The sequence below is a fragment of the Pseudomonas sp. C321 genome, assembly GCF_055407105.1.
Genome location: NZ_JBUZRB010000001.1, coordinates 230,247 through 245,676 on the forward strand (window position 1 = coordinate 230,247; position 15,430 = coordinate 245,676).

The 15,430-nt window shown below is 60.5% G+C and carries 16 protein-coding genes and 1 pseudogene; 3 read left to right on the top strand and 14 right to left on the bottom strand.

What is annotated here, in order from left to right; translation table 11 throughout:
• Positions 1-26: 26 nt before the first annotated feature.
• On the bottom strand, positions 27-350 hold the full coding sequence (locus ACZRJ6_RS01010; RefSeq protein ID WP_149412110.1) for an SEL1-like repeat protein: 324 nt from the start codon (positions 348-350) through the stop codon (positions 27-29).
• 978 nt (positions 351-1,328) lie between these two features.
• On the opposite strand from ACZRJ6_RS01010, the gene ACZRJ6_RS01015 reads away from it, so the two are divergent.
• From ACZRJ6_RS01015 to ACZRJ6_RS01025, 3 genes are all read left to right on the top strand, one after another.
• Positions 1,329-1,553, top strand: coding sequence for a hypothetical protein (locus ACZRJ6_RS01015; RefSeq protein ID WP_019407963.1), 225 nt, complete (start codon positions 1,329-1,331; stop codon positions 1,551-1,553).
• Between the two features lie 278 nt (positions 1,554-1,831).
• Entirely contained in the window at positions 1,832-2,314 is a 483-nt protein-coding gene (locus tag ACZRJ6_RS01020) for a hypothetical protein (protein WP_463969836.1), read from the top strand.
• Between the two features lie 146 nt (positions 2,315-2,460).
• On the top strand, positions 2,461-3,753 hold the full coding sequence (locus tag ACZRJ6_RS01025) for an OmpP1/FadL family transporter (protein ID WP_463969835.1): 1,293 nt from the start codon (positions 2,461-2,463) through the stop codon (positions 3,751-3,753).
• A gap of 65 nt (positions 3,754-3,818) precedes the next feature.
• Here the strand turns inward: ACZRJ6_RS01025 and ACZRJ6_RS01030 are convergent, their stop codons facing one another.
• The 13 genes and pseudogenes from ACZRJ6_RS01030 to cobO form a co-directional block, all read right to left on the bottom strand.
• Positions 3,819-4,370, bottom strand: a complete 552-nt coding sequence (locus ACZRJ6_RS01030) for a glutathione peroxidase (protein WP_463969834.1) — start codon at positions 4,368-4,370, stop codon at positions 3,819-3,821.
• Positions 4,371-4,520: 150 nt separating this feature from the next.
• Positions 4,521-5,727, bottom strand: a pseudogene (locus ACZRJ6_RS01035) (MFS transporter).
• Between the two features lie 63 nt (positions 5,728-5,790).
• Positions 5,791-6,195, bottom strand: a complete 405-nt coding sequence (locus tag ACZRJ6_RS01040) for a MarR family winged helix-turn-helix transcriptional regulator (protein ID WP_149412115.1) — start codon at positions 6,193-6,195, stop codon at positions 5,791-5,793.
• Positions 6,196-6,237: 42 nt separating this feature from the next.
• On the bottom strand, positions 6,238-6,966 hold the full coding sequence (locus tag ACZRJ6_RS01045; protein ID WP_463969833.1) for an adenosylcobinamide-GDP ribazoletransferase: 729 nt from the start codon (positions 6,964-6,966) through the stop codon (positions 6,238-6,240).
• Positions 6,967-6,968: 2 nt separating this feature from the next.
• Positions 6,969-7,544 carry an alpha-ribazole phosphatase family protein gene (gene cobC / locus ACZRJ6_RS01050; RefSeq protein ID WP_463969832.1) on the bottom strand — a complete coding sequence of 192 codons (576 nt, stop codon included), beginning with the start codon at positions 7,542-7,544 and terminating at the stop codon, positions 6,969-6,971.
• On the bottom strand, positions 7,541-8,596 hold the full coding sequence (gene cobT, locus ACZRJ6_RS01055) for a nicotinate-nucleotide--dimethylbenzimidazole phosphoribosyltransferase (RefSeq protein WP_463969831.1): 1,056 nt from the start codon (positions 8,594-8,596) through the stop codon (positions 7,541-7,543). Before cobT ends, cobC begins: the two co-directional genes overlap by 4 nt.
• Positions 8,593-9,114: a bifunctional adenosylcobinamide kinase/adenosylcobinamide-phosphate guanylyltransferase gene (gene cobU / locus ACZRJ6_RS01060; RefSeq protein WP_463969830.1), complete on the bottom strand. Its 522-nt coding sequence runs from the start codon at positions 9,112-9,114 to the stop codon at positions 8,593-8,595. Before cobU ends, cobT begins: the two co-directional genes overlap by 4 nt.
• A 367-nt stretch (positions 9,115-9,481) precedes the next feature.
• Complete coding sequence (locus tag ACZRJ6_RS01065) at positions 9,482-10,933, bottom strand: cobyric acid synthase (protein ID WP_463969829.1); 1,452 nt, start codon at positions 10,931-10,933, stop codon at positions 9,482-9,484.
• A complete protein-coding gene (cobD, locus tag ACZRJ6_RS01070; protein ID WP_463969828.1) occupies positions 10,930-11,919 on the bottom strand; it encodes a threonine-phosphate decarboxylase CobD in 990 nt (329 codons plus the stop codon). The genes ACZRJ6_RS01065 and cobD overlap by 4 nt, the downstream gene beginning before the upstream one ends.
• Positions 11,912-12,820 (bottom strand): adenosylcobinamide-phosphate synthase CbiB, encoded by a 909-nt coding sequence (cbiB, locus tag ACZRJ6_RS01075; protein ID WP_463969827.1) that lies wholly within the window; start codon positions 12,818-12,820, stop codon positions 11,912-11,914. Before cbiB ends, cobD begins: the two co-directional genes overlap by 8 nt.
• On the bottom strand, positions 12,817-13,467 hold the full coding sequence (gene bluB / locus ACZRJ6_RS01080) for a 5,6-dimethylbenzimidazole synthase (protein WP_463969826.1): 651 nt from the start codon (positions 13,465-13,467) through the stop codon (positions 12,817-12,819). Before bluB ends, cbiB begins: the two co-directional genes overlap by 4 nt.
• Entirely contained in the window at positions 13,464-14,804 is a 1,341-nt protein-coding gene (locus ACZRJ6_RS01085) for a cobyrinate a,c-diamide synthase (protein ID WP_463969825.1), read from the bottom strand. Before ACZRJ6_RS01085 ends, bluB begins: the two co-directional genes overlap by 4 nt.
• Positions 14,801-15,412 carry a cob(I)yrinic acid a,c-diamide adenosyltransferase gene (cobO, locus tag ACZRJ6_RS01090; protein ID WP_463969824.1) on the bottom strand — a complete coding sequence of 204 codons (612 nt, stop codon included), beginning with the start codon at positions 15,410-15,412 and terminating at the stop codon, positions 14,801-14,803. Before cobO ends, ACZRJ6_RS01085 begins: the two co-directional genes overlap by 4 nt.
• Positions 15,413-15,430 lie beyond the last annotated feature (18 nt).

The window sequence follows — 15,430 nt, forward strand, 5'->3', positions numbered from 1 at the left end:
AACCAAGCAGGCGCGCCGTGGACAGCTCAGTCTTCGATCTGGCCCAGTTCGCGCTGGGCACGGAGGTCGCCTGCACGAGCGGCCTGACGCAACAGATCGTGACCGATGCGCCGGTCCCGGGCGCTGCCACATTCGCGGCACATCAATTGGCCTAATCGACTTTGCGCGGCAACCACACCTTCACGGGCGGGCTGCTTGAGCAAGCGACCAGCGAAATGCTTGACGTTGGGGCTGTCAGCCAGGCGCGGGTTGTCCAGCAGCCACAAAGCGACCCTCAAGGAAAAACGCTTGGGTGCGGTAACAACGGAAGGGCTGTCGGTAACAGAAGGTGATACTGAGCGAAACTTCATAAAGCACTGTAGGGCAGAACGGAAGGCGCGCCACTCTACTCCTTTTTTCATACGGGTAAAGCTGAAAAAAGCCTGCACGCCCGTCCTAGAGCAAGCGCTTGGGACAATCCACAGAAGCTGTGGATAACTCAGTGGACAACCCTCCTTTAATCCCCGCAAAGGCCCATGGAGCGGGGGCCGCAGTCAAACTGACGATTTTTTCACCAATAAAAAAAAGCCAGATTTTTCATTGACTTAAATTTTCGTTGCAGGCATTCGAGGGTATTGCCAACCTTATGACTGTGAGGTGACACGCTGCGCAACCAATGTGCACAACTGCCCACCTGATGGTTATATCGCCGCCGCTTTTTAGCCAACCCCCCCAAAAAAACGTTACTGACGTCACACCTGCGCCACTTTTCAAACGCTCTCGGGCTCGCCACACTGCTCGGCCTACATGAAACCCATTCGGCTAGCCGCGACGACGACCGCGCTGATTTATCGAGGGCTTCTAGGGGCTGACTGAAGTATTTTCTCTAACGCGCTTCCTTTTCAGGATTCAATCCGTTAGTATCCCCGGCGTTAGTACCAAGCTGAAAGTCAATTCTGGTCGAACAAATCCCCCGCGACATAACTTTCCTAAAGAAGAGTGACTGTCCATATCGATGGGATCGACCACCTCGATGGTTTCCAGGTATCACTTGTGACGACACTGCCTTTGAATAATGCAAAGGGTGTCGCGAAGTCTCAATACTCTGACCGAACCAACCTGCAGATTGATCAGGATCTTCACCCTGGGCCCAGAACCTTTGCCCCTGTTGTGTTGCCTGCCCTCCTAAGTACCTACCTGCCAGCCCAAGCGCGCCAAACTAATTAGCGCTTCAAACTGGCTGCTTTGTTCCAGTCGGGCTCTTCGTTCGATCAATGGTGATCAACGTCACTGGAACGTTTTAATGTTGCACGGTTTTTAACCGTGTTATTTGTAGGAACACCAATAATATGTCCACTCAAATCCATACTCAGGATGCCATTCGCACCCTCACCAATGCTTTTGCACCAATGAATTGCCTGATCATGGCCGCTCGTAAAGGCTGCTTCAGCTTCACCCTGGTCAACGAACACGGCATCGCTCGTCACAGCGAACGCCTGTACCCCGATCAATACTCCAGCGCAGAACCGCTGCAGGCCGTGATCGAGCGTACCCGTCAGGCACTGATTGCCTGATCGACCCGACACTGAAAAACCCGAAACCCTGCCTGCAAAGCAGGGTTTTTTATTGCCTGAAATCCGAGTAATTGAACTTTCGATTAAGTTCAAACAGATATAACGGTTATAACCGAATGATAAAAATATTTTAAAAACAGTCCTTTACGTCGTAAATATGACACTACACTTCAACTCAAGCGGCATGATCCGCTTCCGGCGAGCCTGAGATCCGATTCACCGCTGCCAAGCCCCCCCTTCTCAGGCCTCGTCGACCACTTCCACGCTTCGAGGGCTTTATGGGTATCGCCGCCAGCGAATTGTGTCGTTATGTGATCCGGCCCACCTTGATTTACCTGGGCCGCCACAGCCAAGCTGCGGAATCTCTGCTGCTGGGCATCGCTGCCAGCCAATCCGCCCTGGGTACCGCCCTGCATGACCGTCGCGGCCATGGCCTGTATCGCATCACTGAACTACGCCACCGGGCCCTGTGGGACGAATACCTGGCCCTCGACCCAGAACGCGCCAGCCTGGTACGAGGTCTCGCCAGCCAACACGCATTCCTTAGCGGGCCCCAGCTTGAGTTGACGGTCAACCTGCGTTACGCCACTGCCATTGCCTGGCTGCTGGTGGAAAAACATCACCCCGCCCTACCCCCTCCCGACGACGTGCAGGCCATGGCGCGAATCTGGCGAGAAATCTTCCAACCCCAGGGCCGGCTGCGGGATTTTACCCGCGCCTGGCACACCTGTGTTTCACCGCTGAATCAGGTCGCCTGCTGATCGGGCAATTTGCATGATTCGACAAATGTCGCTTATTTTGGTCTGATTGTCCTACAAAACCGCTCTATCTCCTGCGTTTCAGCCTATAGCGCTAACTTGAAAATATTGTTACTTTCCGCAGCGGTGATCACCTCGGAGTTCTAATAATGAAAAAAGTAATGCTCAAGACCACACTTAGCCTCGCCGTTGCCATGGCCTCCTCCCAACTGTTCGCAAGCGGCTTTGCCCTTAACGAACAAAGCGTCAGCGGGATGGGTACCGGTTTTGCGGGTCGCTCTTCATCTGCCGATGATGCAAGCACTGTTTTTGGCAACCCTGCCGGTATGGCTCGCCTTGAAGGCCAGCAAGTCACGGGCGGTGTTGCAGTAATTGATGCCTCTAGCGACATCAGCGATACCAGCGGTCGCTCGCGCGGTAGCAACAAAGGCGACATGGTCCCGTTCACTGCAGTACCGTTCGGTTTCTACACCAATAAACTCAACGATCAGTGGGCTGTCGGTTTCGGTGTCTATGCACCATTTGGCCTGATTACTGACTACGAACGCGGCTTCCAGGGCAAAGCCTTCGGCAGCAAGAGCGAAGTTCAGGTCATCACGTTCCAGCCGACCATCAGCTACGCCTTCAATGACAAGGTTTCCATAGGTTTCGGTCCTACGATCAACCGCATTGCCGGCACCCTGGAATCGGAGCCAAGCCTGCAGGCCTTGGTCCCAGGCAGCGGCGACAACAAAGTCAAGGTCAAGGGCGACGACACCGCTCTGGGCTTCAACGCCGGCGTCCTGGTGCAAGCCACCGACACGACCCGCGTGGGCCTGACCTATCACTCGAAAGTGAAGTACAAGCTCGAAGGCCACACCGATGTGACCCCAGGTGCCGGCGTTCCAGCTACCGTCCTGGCCAACCGCCGCTACGACGCCTCGTTGAAGGTCGACACCCCTGAGTCCTGGGACCTGTCGGTCACCCAAGACCTCAGCGACGTCTGGAAACTCTACGCAGGTGCCACCTGGACCCGCTGGAGCCGCCTGAAAGACATCACCGTAGAGAACGAAGGCGTCACTCGCACTGGTGGCGGTATCGCTGCCCCCGGCATGGTCGGCACCATCAAGGAAGATCAGAACTGGCACGATACCTGGGCTTACGCCGTGGGTACTTCCTACAAGGTTCACCCTCAGTGGACACTGCGTACCGGCCTGACCTTCGACCAGTCGCCCACCAACAACACTGACCGTTCACCACGCATCCCTACCGGTGACCGTGTGATTTTCAGCGTGGGCGCTGGCTACGATGTCATGCCGAACATGACCATCGACGTGGCCTACTCCTACCTGAAGGAAGAAAGCGTCAAGGTTGCTCGCAACAACGCCTTGGGCCAGTCCTACAACGCCAAGTACGAAAACAGTGCCAACGGCTTCGGCCTGGGCATGACCTACCGCTTCTGATTCACCGCGGTATGAAAAAGCCCCGCCCTCCTGCAAAGGAGCCGGGGCTTTTTAATGGGCGGCGATCAGGGCTTGGAAGCCAACGCCTGCTCCACCGCCTTGATCAGATCCGGGCTGTCGGGCTTGGTCAGGCTGGAAAAATTGGCAATCACCTTGCCCTGGCGATCTACCACGTACTTGTAGAAATTCCACTTGGGCGCGCTGCTTTGTTGCGCGAGGATCTTGAACAGGTGCACAGCGTCTGGCCCCTTGACCTTTTGCGGCTCGGTCATGGTGAAGGTCACACCGTAATTGACGTAGCAGACCTTGGCCGTTTCCTCGCCGGTCTTGGCTTCCTGCTTGAAATCATCGGAAGGTACACCAATCACTTCCAGCCCATCGTCCTTATAGCGCTGGTACAACGCCTCAAGGCCTTTGAACTGGGGAGCGAACCCGCAGAAGCTGGCAGTGTTGACGATCACCAGCGGCTTACCGGCAAAGCGCTGGCACAGGTCGATGGACTCCTTGGCGCGCAACTTGGGCAATTGGCCTTCAAGCAACGCCGGGCAATCGGCAGCCATGGCGACACCGCCAAAAGCCGCCATCAGAGCAGGTACTGCAAGCCAGCGCATCAGCATGTGGAATGTCCTTGAATAGGTTCAGACACAGAACTTAACAGATCACCATGCCCAACTGCATCAACGCCAGGCCGCCCTGCTGCCACCCCCACCATGCCAGTAACAGCAGCAGGCCTGCTCCACCTGCCACGAACCAATGCCCTATCGAACTCATGCTGCCTCCATCTGCGCCTGCAATCGGGCCACCGGGCGCTCACGCACCGGCCAGTTCAAGGCAGCGGCGAGCACGCTCAAGACAATCGCCACCTGCCAGATCAAATCGTAGTTGCCGGTTCGATCATAGACCACCCCGCCCAGCCAGCCACCGAGGAACGAACCCAATTGGTGGAACAGGAACACGATCCCACCCAGCATGGAAAGGTTTCTGACACCGAACAGGGTTGCTACCGTGCCATTAGTCAGCGGTACGGTAGACAGCCACAAGAAGCCCATGGCCATGCCGAACAGGTAGGCACTCATTTCAGTCACTGGCGCCCACAGGAACAGCACGATCACCACAGCCCGCAACAGGTACAAGCCGGTCAACAGCCGCGGCTTGGACATCCGCCCGCCGAGCCAACCGGCCGTGTAGGTGCCGAAGATATTGAACAAGCCAATCAACGCCAACACCGTCGTACCCACGGTGGCCGGCAGATGCTGGTCCACCAGATACGCCGGCAAATGCACACCAATAAATACCACCTGGAAACCGCAGACGAAAAAGCCAAAGGCCAGCAACCAGAAACCAGAAACCAGAATGGGAACAGGCTTCGTGCAGCGCTTCACGTAGTGTCTGCTGGCCTGCCAACACCGGCAGCGGGCGATCCTTGAGCATGGTCACCAGCGGCACAATCAACGCCACCAGAAGGCCCAGCACCAGCAACGCGGCAGACCAGCCGAGCCAACCGATCAAGCCGAGGGTGCCTGGCAACATGGCGAACTGGCCGAAAGAGCCGGCCGCACTGGCGATACCCATGGCCATGCTGCGTTTCTCCGCTGGCACGGCGCGCCCCACCACGCCAAGAATCACCGAGAACGAAGTACCGGAAAGGCCAATCCCGATCAATAAACCGGCACTCAGCGACAGCGACCATGCCGAGTCCGACAAGCCCATGAACACCAGACCCAGGGCATAAAGTACGCCGCCAATCATCACCACTTTTGCCGCACCGAAGCGGTCGGCCACGGCGCCGGTGAAAGGTTGGGCCAGGCCCCAGATCAGATTTTGCAAGGCGATGGCAAAGGCAAAGGTTTCGCGCCCCCAGCCAAATTCTGCACTCATGGGCGCCAGGAATAGGCCAAAGCCGTGCCGCACACCCAGGGACAGAGCCAGGATCAGCGCACTCCCGACAAGAATCCAGCCACTGGTACGCCACATCGAGGTCATTTCTTATTCTCCGCTAACGGGTATATACCCGCTTATGATCGAACAAGCTTGCGTTTAAGCAAGTTCGTCCAGCAAGGCCAACAGGGTTTCGCGCTTTTCTGCTCCCAACCGATCAATCAGCTTCTGCTGCGCCGCTTCCCAGGCGGGCAAGGCCGCGGCAAGCCGCTCATTGCCTGCCTCGGTGAGCAACACCAGGCGATTGCGCAGATCATCTCCCTCGACCAATTGCACCAGGCCTTCGCCCTCCAGCACCCGCAGATTGCGCCCCAGGGTGCTGCGATCCAGGCCCATGGCATCGGCCAGGCTGGAAATGCTCGGTTGATCAAGACGCTGCAGGTTGCATAGCAAAGAATACTGGGCGACGTTGATCCCGAAGCCGTCGAGAGCGCCGTCGTAATGCCTGCTGACGCCACGAGCGGCGCGACGCAGGTTGGTACATAAACATTGGGAGGCAAGCATGGAGCGTGTATATACCCGCGATTAAGGAAATGCAAGAAACTGTTACAAAGCCATACCGATCAACACCGCCACTTCCAGCAGTTCCAGCAGGGCACCGGCGGTGTCGCCGGTGGTGCCGCCCAGTCGATTGACCATCAGTTGGCGCAAGCCAATGAAGCAGATGGCCGCCAGTAACACCGCTATCCCACCGCTGAAGCCGCCGATCAAGATACACGCCAGACCACTGAGGATCAGCACCTGTTGGCCGACGATCCTCGGTAAATGATCCGATAACGCCTGGCCCAGCCCTCCGGCCCGCACATAGCGAGTGGTAAGAAAAAGTGCCAACATCGAGCTACGACCGATCAACGGTGCCAGGAGCAGCGCAGCACCGTTGTGCTGTTCGATCAGGGCCACCAGCGCAGTAAATTTAAGCAGCAACACCAGGCCCAGGGTAACCACGGCAATCGGCCCGCTGCGCGGGTCTTTCATGATGGTCAGGGTACGCTCGCGGTCACCAAAACCGCCCAGCCAGGCATCGGCGCTGTCGGCCAGGCCGTCCAGGTGCAAGCCGCCGCTGAGCAACACCCACGCCGTCAGCAACAACGCCGCATGTAACAGCAACGGCGCGCCCATCAGTACCGTGTTCAAGCCCCACAGCAACAGCCCGAACAACAGCCCCACCAGCGGATAGAACAGCAGTGAACGCCCCAGTTCCTGCGGCTGCGGCATACCCGGCAAGCGGATCGGTAAGCTGCTGAGAAACTGCAGGGCAATCCAGAATGGCAACATGATCAGGCGCCTTCCCTTAATACACCATCGGCCTCGACCTGCAGGCTGAACAAGCCGCCGTGGCCGACTTCAACATTCAATAGCTGCTCACGGGGCAAGCCTCGGGCCTGGGCCAGCAGCAAGCGCATGACCCCGCCGTGACTGATCAACAGCACTCGTTGGCCGGTATAGGCCTGATGCAAACGCGAGACGGCGCCGCGCACACGGTTGGAAAACTGCTCCACCGGTTCGCCATTGGGCGGGGTGAAACGATAGGGATCAGCCCAGAACAAGCCCAGCGCCTCGGCATCGGTTTCCATCAACGTCACAGCGCTCTGCCCTTCCCAGGCGCCGAAATGCAGCTCTTGCAAATCCTTTTCCAGGGTCACCGGCAGGTTCAGGCGCACGCCCAACTCGTCGGCAAAGCGCGCGCAACGTTGCAGCGGCGAGCTGACCAAACGGTCCCACGGCCCCCGCTCGATCACAGCAGCACGCATCTGCTCCCAGCCCTTGGCCGTCAACGCATCGTCCAGGCTGCCGCGCAAGCCGCCGCCCAGTTCGGTTTCACCGTGACGCAGCAAGTCCAGGTGCAAGGTCATGCCGGACGATCCGCTACAGCGGCTTCGGCAAAGGTCGCCATCTGACCGTGCAGCGCGCAAGCCAGGCGCAGCAACGGCACCGCCAACGCAGCGCCACTGCCTTCGCCCAGGCGCAGGCCCAGTTCCAGCAGCGGTTCAGCGTTAAGACTTTCCAGCACATGACGATGGCCCGGCTCGGCACCGCGATGGCTGAATAGCAGCCACTCGCGGCACACCGGGTTCAAGCGTGTGGCTACCAGGGCCGCGACGGTGCAGATAAAACCGTCCACCAACACCACGACACCCTCTTGGGCGCAGGCCAGATAAGCACCGACCAACGCGGCAATCTCGAAACCACCCAGGTTGAACAGGGTTTGCAGCGCATCGCCGCGCTGAGCCGCATGCAATACCAAGGCACGCTCGATCACGGCCACCTTATGGCTGATGCCCTGGGCGTTCAAGCCAGTACCTGGCCCGGTCAAGTCACTCACTCGGCAGCCCAGCAACGCACACGCCAGCGCACTGGCTGCCGTGGTGTTGCCGATACCCATCTCGCCGCCAATGAACAATTGAGCGCCGCCCGCGACAGCCCGGCGCACGCTGTCGCGCCCCGCTTCCAGGGCCAGGCGGCCTTGGGCCTCGGTCATCGCCGGGCCGTTGACGAAGTTGGTGGTGCCCGCGCCGATATTCAGGTGACGCACACCCGGCAGGTTCAACGACGGCGTGACGGTGCCCAGGTCGATTACTTCCAGTTGCGCATCCAACTGACGGGCCAACACGCTGATGGCAGCGCCGCCAGTGACGAAGTTGTGCAGCATCTGCCCGGTGACTTCCTGGGGAAATGCGGAGACTCCTTCGGCAACCACGCCGTGATCGCCGGCAAAGATTGCGACCCACAGGTGGTCGAGGCTCGGTTTGACTTGCCCTTGCAAGCCGGCCAGTTGCACTGCCACTGTTTCCAACTGGCCGAGGGAGCCGGCGGGTTTGGTCAGCTGTTGTTGACGGGCCAGGGCTTGGTCGTGCGCTTGGGCGTCAATAGCCTTACAAGGGTTGAGCCACCAGGTGTCAGTCATAACGCAGTACCTTTCAAAGTCAGGGGCAGGCCGGCGACGGTCAGGACAACACGCTGACAACGCTCGGCCAGGGCTTGATGCAGCCAACCGGCTTCATCGACATAGCGGCGAGTCAATTCGCCCAGCGGCACGACACCCAGTCCGGTCTCGTTGCTGACAAAGATGATTTCACCTGGCAGGAAGGCCAGGATTTGCAGCAGGGCGTCGCGCTCTGAGGCAAGACGTGCGGGATCTTCGAGCATGAGCAGGTTGGTTAGCCATAGGGTCAGGCAGTCGACCAGCAGGCAGCGGTCGGGGCCGGCGGCTTCCCGTAGGACGCGGGCCAGTTCGATGGGTTCTTCGATCAGGCTCCATTCGGCCGGGCGGCGCTGGCGATGCAGGGTGACGCGCTCGTTCATTTCGCCGTCCAGGGGTTGGCTGGTGGCTATGTAGGTAACCGGAAGCGCGCTGTTCGCGGCGAGTTTTTCGGCGAGGCGGCTTTTGCCGGAGCGGGCGCCGCCCAGGATTAGTTGGAGCATGGGTGGGACCTCTTTTTTTGATTGTGTGTGTATCCGTTGCTGCGGTAACGGCGGCTTGGGGTTTCGCTCTTACAGCGACTCACTTTTGAAAGAGCCCAAAAGTAAGCAAAAGGCTCTTGCCCCACCACTTGGTGCCTCGCTGTGGCTCGGCGTACCCTCACTCCGGCCCACGGAGCAATGCCGGAGTGAGGGTACGCCGAGCCACAGCGAGGCGCCGACAGGTAGGGCAGGAGCGCTTTGGTTACTTTGTCGCTTTTACAAAGTGACACGCCGTAAGGGCGTAACCCTAAGTCGCCGTCACCGCAGCAACGGATATACACACCACCCAAAACAAAGCCCGGCTCCCACACTGGATCGGTGTACACCCTCAAACCCCACACAACGAACGCAACAATCCTGTATCCAAATGCTGCTCCACCAAATCCGCCAACCGCTCAATATCCCGCTCGCGAAGGGCGTGGTAATCCACCTCCTGCACATCCTCCAACCCCGCCCAGCGCAACAACGCACTGCAAGCGGCCGGAGTCTCAAACAACCCATGCAGATAAGTACCAAGAATCTGCCCGTCGGCACTTTGCGCACCATCCTTACGACCGTCATCCAAAACCACCGCCGGTCGCAACAAGGCACTGCCACTGGTCACACCCGCATGAATCTCATAACCACTGACCTCAGCGTCTTCCAACAGCAACCGCCCGCGAACATTGCGCAGTTGCTTCTCTTCTTCCAGCGTCGTGCTAAACGCCAAAAGCCCCAGTCCCTCACTGGAACCGCAGGGCCCTTCCAGCCCCAACGGGTCATGCACCTGCTCGCCAAGCATCTGCAACCCACCGCAAATCCCCAACACCTTGCCGCCATAGCGCAAGTGCCGGCCCAGCGCCACGTCCCAACCATTGGCCCGCAAATAGGCCAAGTCGCTACGTACGCTTTTCGACCCCGGCAAGATAATCAGGTCAGCCGCAGGAATCGCCTGCCCCGGCCCGACAAACTGCAAATCCACCTGGGGATGCAGCCGCAGCGGATCAAAATCCGTGTGATTGCTGATACGCGGCAATACCGGCACCACTACCTTGAGCACCTGCGCCGCCTTGTCGATCTGACGCTGGTCGATGCCGTCTTCGGCCTCCAGGTGCAAATCCATCACGTAAGGCAGAACACCCAGCACCGGCTTGCCGGTGCGTTCTTCCAGCCAGTCCAGTCCCGGTTGCAGCAGCGCGATATCGCCACGAAAACGGTTGATGATGAAACCCTTGACCCGCGCCTGCTCCGAAGGCGACAGCAATTCCAGCGTCCCTACCAAATGAGCAAACACCCCGCCGCGATTGATGTCGGCGATCAACAGCACTGGGCAATCCACCGCTTCGGCAAAGCCCATGTTGGCGATGTCGTTGGCCCGCAGATTGATCTCCGCGGGTGATCCGGCACCTTCCACCATCACCACCGGATACGCCGCGCTCAAGCGGGCATGGGACGCCAACACCGCTTGCATGGCGATGGCCTTGTAGTCGTGATAAGCCACCGCATTCATGGTGGTGACGGCCCGGCCATGGATGATGACCTGCGAACCGGTGTCGCTATTGGGTTTGAGCAGCACCGGGTTCATATCGGTGTGAGGCGCCAGCTTCGCCGCCTGGGCCTGGACCGCCTGGGCCCGGCCAATCTCGCCGCCCTCGGCAGTCACCGCGCTGTTGAGCGCCATGTTCTGCGGTTTGAACGGCACCACCGCCACGCCCTGGCGCACCAGCCAGCGGCACAAGGCGGTGACCAAGGTGCTTTTGCCCGCATCGGACGTGGTGCCCTGCACCATCAAGGTACTCATGATGCTTCCTTGTACGCGGTGAGCGCTTGTTCCAGGCGCAGCCAGTCAGCGTCGGTACCCGGCAGGCCAAAGCGCAGGCTGCTGTCGTGGACAAACAGGCGCAGCAGAATGCCGCGCTGGGCCATGAATTCGTGCAGGTGCTCGGCGCAGTCGGTAATCAACCACTGGAACAGCGCGCAGCCGCCTTGCGGTCGCAGGCCATGCTGCTCCAGCAGTTCAAACAGTCGCTGGCTGGCTTCTTCGCAGCGCAGGCGCTGGCGCGTATGGCCGGCGACATCCTTAAGGCACACCTGGCCCAACACCCGCGTCGGCCCGCTGACCGCCCATGGCCCGACTTGTTCAGCAAGCAACTTGAGCAACTTGCGCTCGGCCAGGACAAAGCCCAGTCGAACCCCGGCCAGGCCAAAAAACTTGCCGAACGAGCGCAATACGATCAAGCCCACCTGATGGGTCTGGCTCGCCAGGCTTAACTGTGGGGTGTTGTCCATAAAGGCCTCATCCACCACCAGCCAGCCGCCGCGTTGGGCCAGGCGTGCGTGCCAGTCCAGCAGGCGTTGCGTCGTGAGGCTCAGGCCGGTGGGGTTGTTGGGGTTGACCACCACCAGCACGTCAAGGCTGTCGAGGAAGAAGTCCACTTCCTGCTCCAATACTTCACGCACGATATAACCGGCGCGGCGCCAGGCTTCGGCGTGCTCGGCATAGCACGGCGACAGCACGCCGACCTTGCCCGAACGACGCAGACGCGGCAGCAATTGGATTGCGGCCTGGGAGCCGGGCACCGGCAGCACCTGGGCGGCGCCGTAGTACTCGCAGGCGGCCGCCTCCAGGCCATCATCGGTTTCCGGCAGGCGCGCCCAGGCCCGCAGCGGGATCTCGGGGATCGGCCAGGGCCAGGGCGCCAGGCCGCTGGACAGGTCCAGCCAGTCGGCCTCGCTGATGCCGTATTGCATCGCTGCCTTGCGCAGCCGACCACCGTGCTCAAGCATAAAATTCAGCCCCCACACACAGAATCAACAACCATAGCCACACGCCGCGCTGCACCAGTTGCCAGCCTTGGTCGATAGAATCGGCACTCGCCGGCACACCTTCGCCCAATTGCGGACGCTGATGCAGTTCGCCGTGATAAATCGCTGCCCCGCCCAACTCGACACCCAGGGCACCTGCGCCCGCAGCCATCACCGGACCGGCGTTGGGGCTGTCCCAAGTCGGGCCTTGAGTGCGCCAGCACTTGAGCGCCAGCCGAGTTTTGCCCAGTAGCGCGTAGGTCAACGCCACCAACCTTGCAGGAATATAGTTGAGCAGATCGTCGATCTTCGCCGCAGCCCAGCCAAAACGTTCAAAACGTTGGTTGCGATAACCCCACATCGCATCCAGGGTATTGCTCAAGCGATAGAGCACTACACCGGGCACGCCGGCGATGACAAACCAAAACAGCGCGGCGAACACCGCATCGCTGCCGTTTTCCAATACCGACTCGGTGGCGGCGCGTGCAACTTCGGTGTGGTCCAGCTCGCTGGTTTGGCGGCTGACCAGATAACCGACGCGCTTGCGCGCCTCGTCCAGGTCATCACTGCGCAGGGCCTGGGCCACGGGCGCCACGTGTTCGCCAAGGCTGCGCATGCCGAGGGCGCAATACAACGCGAGGATCTCGATCACCCAACCCACATACGGCGCCCACGACAAGGCCGTGGCCAGCAGGGTCAGCGGCACCACCGCGATCACCCAGGCGGTCACGCCATGGCTGCGCCAGCCTCGGCCACCCGAGTTGAAACGCTGCTCGATACGCCCGGCGAAATTACCGAATGCCACCAGCGGATGCCAGCGCCTGGGTTCGCCCAGCAGCGCATCCAGCGCCACGGCAGCGACACTCAGCAAGGCCACACTCATTGACTCACTCCCCAATAATTCTCATACAGCATGTCACTCAATGGACGCGGTTCAGTCCAGCCTTCCAGCTGCAACATCGGTGCCGGGTAGAACTCGGCCACCGGGCCCAGACACAGCACCGCCAGGGGCTTGGCGCCCGCCGGCAAACCCAGCAGATCGGCCAGAGCCTGGGGCTCGAACAACGACACCCAGCCCATGCCCAGCCCTTCGACCCGGGATGCCAGCCATAGATTCTGGATCGCGCAGGACAAGGACGCCATGTCCATTTCCGGCAAGGTGCGACGGCCGAAGATATGCCGTTCGCGGTCATCCATCAGCGCGGCCACCAGCACCTCAGCGCACTCGTTGATGCCTTCGACCTTGAGCTTCATAAACTGGTCGGAACGCTCGCCGAGGGCTTCGGCGGTGCGAATACGCTCTTCTTCCACCAGTTGCTGAATCTTGCCCCGCAGGTCGCGGTCGCTGATGCGGATGAAACGCCACGGCTGCATCAGGCCGACGCTGGGCGCCTGGTGGGCGGCTTGCAGCAAACGGTGAAGCAGCTCGGGAGCGACGGTGCCGCCGCTGAAGTGGCGCATGTCGCGGCGTTCGGCGATGGCCCGGTAGACGGCTTCGCGGTCGGCCTGGGGGAAGGTGTTGTCGGTCATGGCCTCATTGCGGGCAAGCCCGCTCCCACATTGGCCTGGGTGTCTGGCACAAATAACGCTGCAATCGCTGTCGGGTTGGACGGGAAATAAAAGTGCACATAAGAGGCGGTCATCCGTCCCTGCCGATAAACCGCCTCGGCGCCGCGTCCGCCGTTGGGGCTCAGGCCCCGGGCAATCGGCTGCCATTGGGTACTGGTCAGGGAATGATGGTAGGTGTGGCCGCGCAGAACGCCTTCGGGCAAATCGACACTTTGCAGCGCCAGGGCGGCCAGGCGCTTTTGCATCACAGCATCGCCCTGAAGCAGTCCGAGTAATTCGGCGCGGGTGCCATCGACATCGGTGAGCGAGTCCAGCAAATACAGCATGCCGCCGCATTCGGCCAGCAAGGGCTTGCCGGCGCCATGGTGGGCGCGGATGGCGGTCAGCATCGAAGTGTTTTGCGACAACGCCAGGTGATGCAGTTCCGGATAACCACCGGGCAGGTACAAGCTGTCAGCTTCTGGCAGTTCACAATCATGAATCGGCGAGAAGAAGCGCAGCTCAGCGCCCATCGCTCGCAACAAGTCGAGGCCGGCGCCGTAGGTAAAGGCAAAGGCTTCGTCACGGGCAACGGCAATCCGTACACCGGCCAGCAACGGTTCGGCCTCTATCGGCTCAGGCGCAGCGAACTCTACCGGCGGCGGCAGCGCTACCTCGCAACTGCTACCCAACGCTTGCGCGGCGGCATCCAGGCGCAGATCCAGGTCATTCAATTCGCTGGCTTGCACCAGCCCAAGATGACGACTCGGCAGCTCGATACCGGTCTCCCGCGACAGTGCGCCGTACCAGCGCAGGCCTTCGGTAAGGCTACCTTCCAGCAACTGCGCATGACGCAGGGTGCCGACGCGATTGGCCAGCACCCCGGCGAACGGCAGATCAGGCTGGTAACGGGCGAGCCCCAAGGCCAAAGCGCCAAAAGTCTGGGCCATCGCCGTGCCGTCGATTACCGCCAGCACCGGCACGCCAAAATGCCGCGCCAGGTCAGCGCTGGACGGCGTGCCGTCGAACAGGCCCATGACGCCTTCGATCAAAATCAGGTCGGCCTCCCCCGCCGCTTCCCACAACAGCCGCCGACTTTCCTGCTCGCCGACCATCCACATGTCCAATTGATAGACCGGCGCACCGCTAGCGCGCTCGTGGATCATCGGGTCGAGAAAGTCCGGGCCGCACTTGAACACGCGGACCTTGCGCCCGAGATTGCGGTGCAAGCGGGCCAGTGCGGCGGTGACGGTGGTTTTGCCCTGGCCTGACGCCGGCGCGGCGATCAAGACTGCAGGGCAGTGACGGGACTGCTTCAAAGTTCAATGCCCTTCTGTGCCTTGATACCGGCCTGGAACGCGTGTTTGAGCACGCCCATTTCAGTGACGGTGTCGGCCATTTCAATCAGTTCCGGCTTGGCGCCGCGGCCGGTGACCAGTACATGCTGCATCGGCGGGCGGGCTTGCAGGTCGCTGAGGACCTGGTCCAGGTCGAGGTAGCCGTGCTTGAGGGCGATGTTCAACTCATCCAGCACCACCAGGCCGATGGACGGATCGCGCAGCATTTCCTGGGACACCACCCAGGCGGCTTCGGCCGCGGCGATGTCGCGCTGGCGGTCCTGGGTTTCCCAGGTAAAGCCTTCGCCCATCACATGGAAACGCACTTGCTCGGGGAAGCGGCGGAAGAACAGCTCTTCACCGGTGCTGTTGCGGCCCTTGATAAACTGCACCACACCGCACTGCATGCCGTGGCCCATGGCCCGGGCCAGCATGCCAAAGGCTGAACTGCTCTTGCCTTTGCCATTGCCGGTGAGCACCAGCAGCAATCCGCATTCGTTCGGTGAATTGGCAATGCGCTCGTCGATCACCGCTTTTTTGCGCAGCATGCGCGCCAGGTGGCGCTCGTCACGATCGGGGGATTCAGTCATGGCAGCTCTCCGTTGGGG

Excerpts from the sequence above, each read along its gene's own strand:
- ACZRJ6_RS01010 (WP_149412110.1), bottom strand. The coding sequence starts at position 350 with ATGAAGTTTCGCTCAGTATCACCTTCTGTTACCGACAGCCCTTCCGTT.
- ACZRJ6_RS01015 (WP_019407963.1), top strand. The coding sequence starts at position 1,329 with ATGTCCACTCAAATCCATACTCAGGATGCCATTCGCACCCTCACCAAT.
- ACZRJ6_RS01020 (WP_463969836.1), top strand. The coding sequence starts at position 1,832 with ATGGGTATCGCCGCCAGCGAATTGTGTCGTTATGTGATCCGGCCCACC.
- ACZRJ6_RS01025 (WP_463969835.1), top strand. The coding sequence starts at position 2,461 with ATGAAAAAAGTAATGCTCAAGACCACACTTAGCCTCGCCGTTGCCATG.
- ACZRJ6_RS01030 (WP_463969834.1), bottom strand. The coding sequence starts at position 4,370 with ATGCTGATGCGCTGGCTTGCAGTACCTGCTCTGATGGCGGCTTTTGGC.
- ACZRJ6_RS01040 (WP_149412115.1), bottom strand. The coding sequence starts at position 6,195 with ATGCTTGCCTCCCAATGTTTATGTACCAACCTGCGTCGCGCCGCTCGT.
- ACZRJ6_RS01045 (WP_463969833.1), bottom strand. The coding sequence starts at position 6,966 with ATGTTGCCATTCTGGATTGCCCTGCAGTTTCTCAGCAGCTTACCGATC.
- cobC (WP_463969832.1), bottom strand. The coding sequence starts at position 7,544 with ATGACCTTGCACCTGGACTTGCTGCGTCACGGTGAAACCGAACTGGGC.
- cobT (WP_463969831.1), bottom strand. The coding sequence starts at position 8,596 with ATGACTGACACCTGGTGGCTCAACCCTTGTAAGGCTATTGACGCCCAA.
- cobU (WP_463969830.1), bottom strand. The coding sequence starts at position 9,114 with ATGCTCCAACTAATCCTGGGCGGCGCCCGCTCCGGCAAAAGCCGCCTC.
- ACZRJ6_RS01065 (WP_463969829.1), bottom strand. The coding sequence starts at position 10,933 with ATGAGTACCTTGATGGTGCAGGGCACCACGTCCGATGCGGGCAAAAGC.
- cobD (WP_463969828.1), bottom strand. The coding sequence starts at position 11,919 with ATGCTTGAGCACGGTGGTCGGCTGCGCAAGGCAGCGATGCAATACGGC.
- cbiB (WP_463969827.1), bottom strand. The coding sequence starts at position 12,820 with ATGAGTGTGGCCTTGCTGAGTGTCGCTGCCGTGGCGCTGGATGCGCTG.
- bluB (WP_463969826.1), bottom strand. The coding sequence starts at position 13,467 with ATGACCGACAACACCTTCCCCCAGGCCGACCGCGAAGCCGTCTACCGG.
- cobO (WP_463969824.1), bottom strand. The coding sequence starts at position 15,412 with ATGACTGAATCCCCCGATCGTGACGAGCGCCACCTGGCGCGCATGCTG.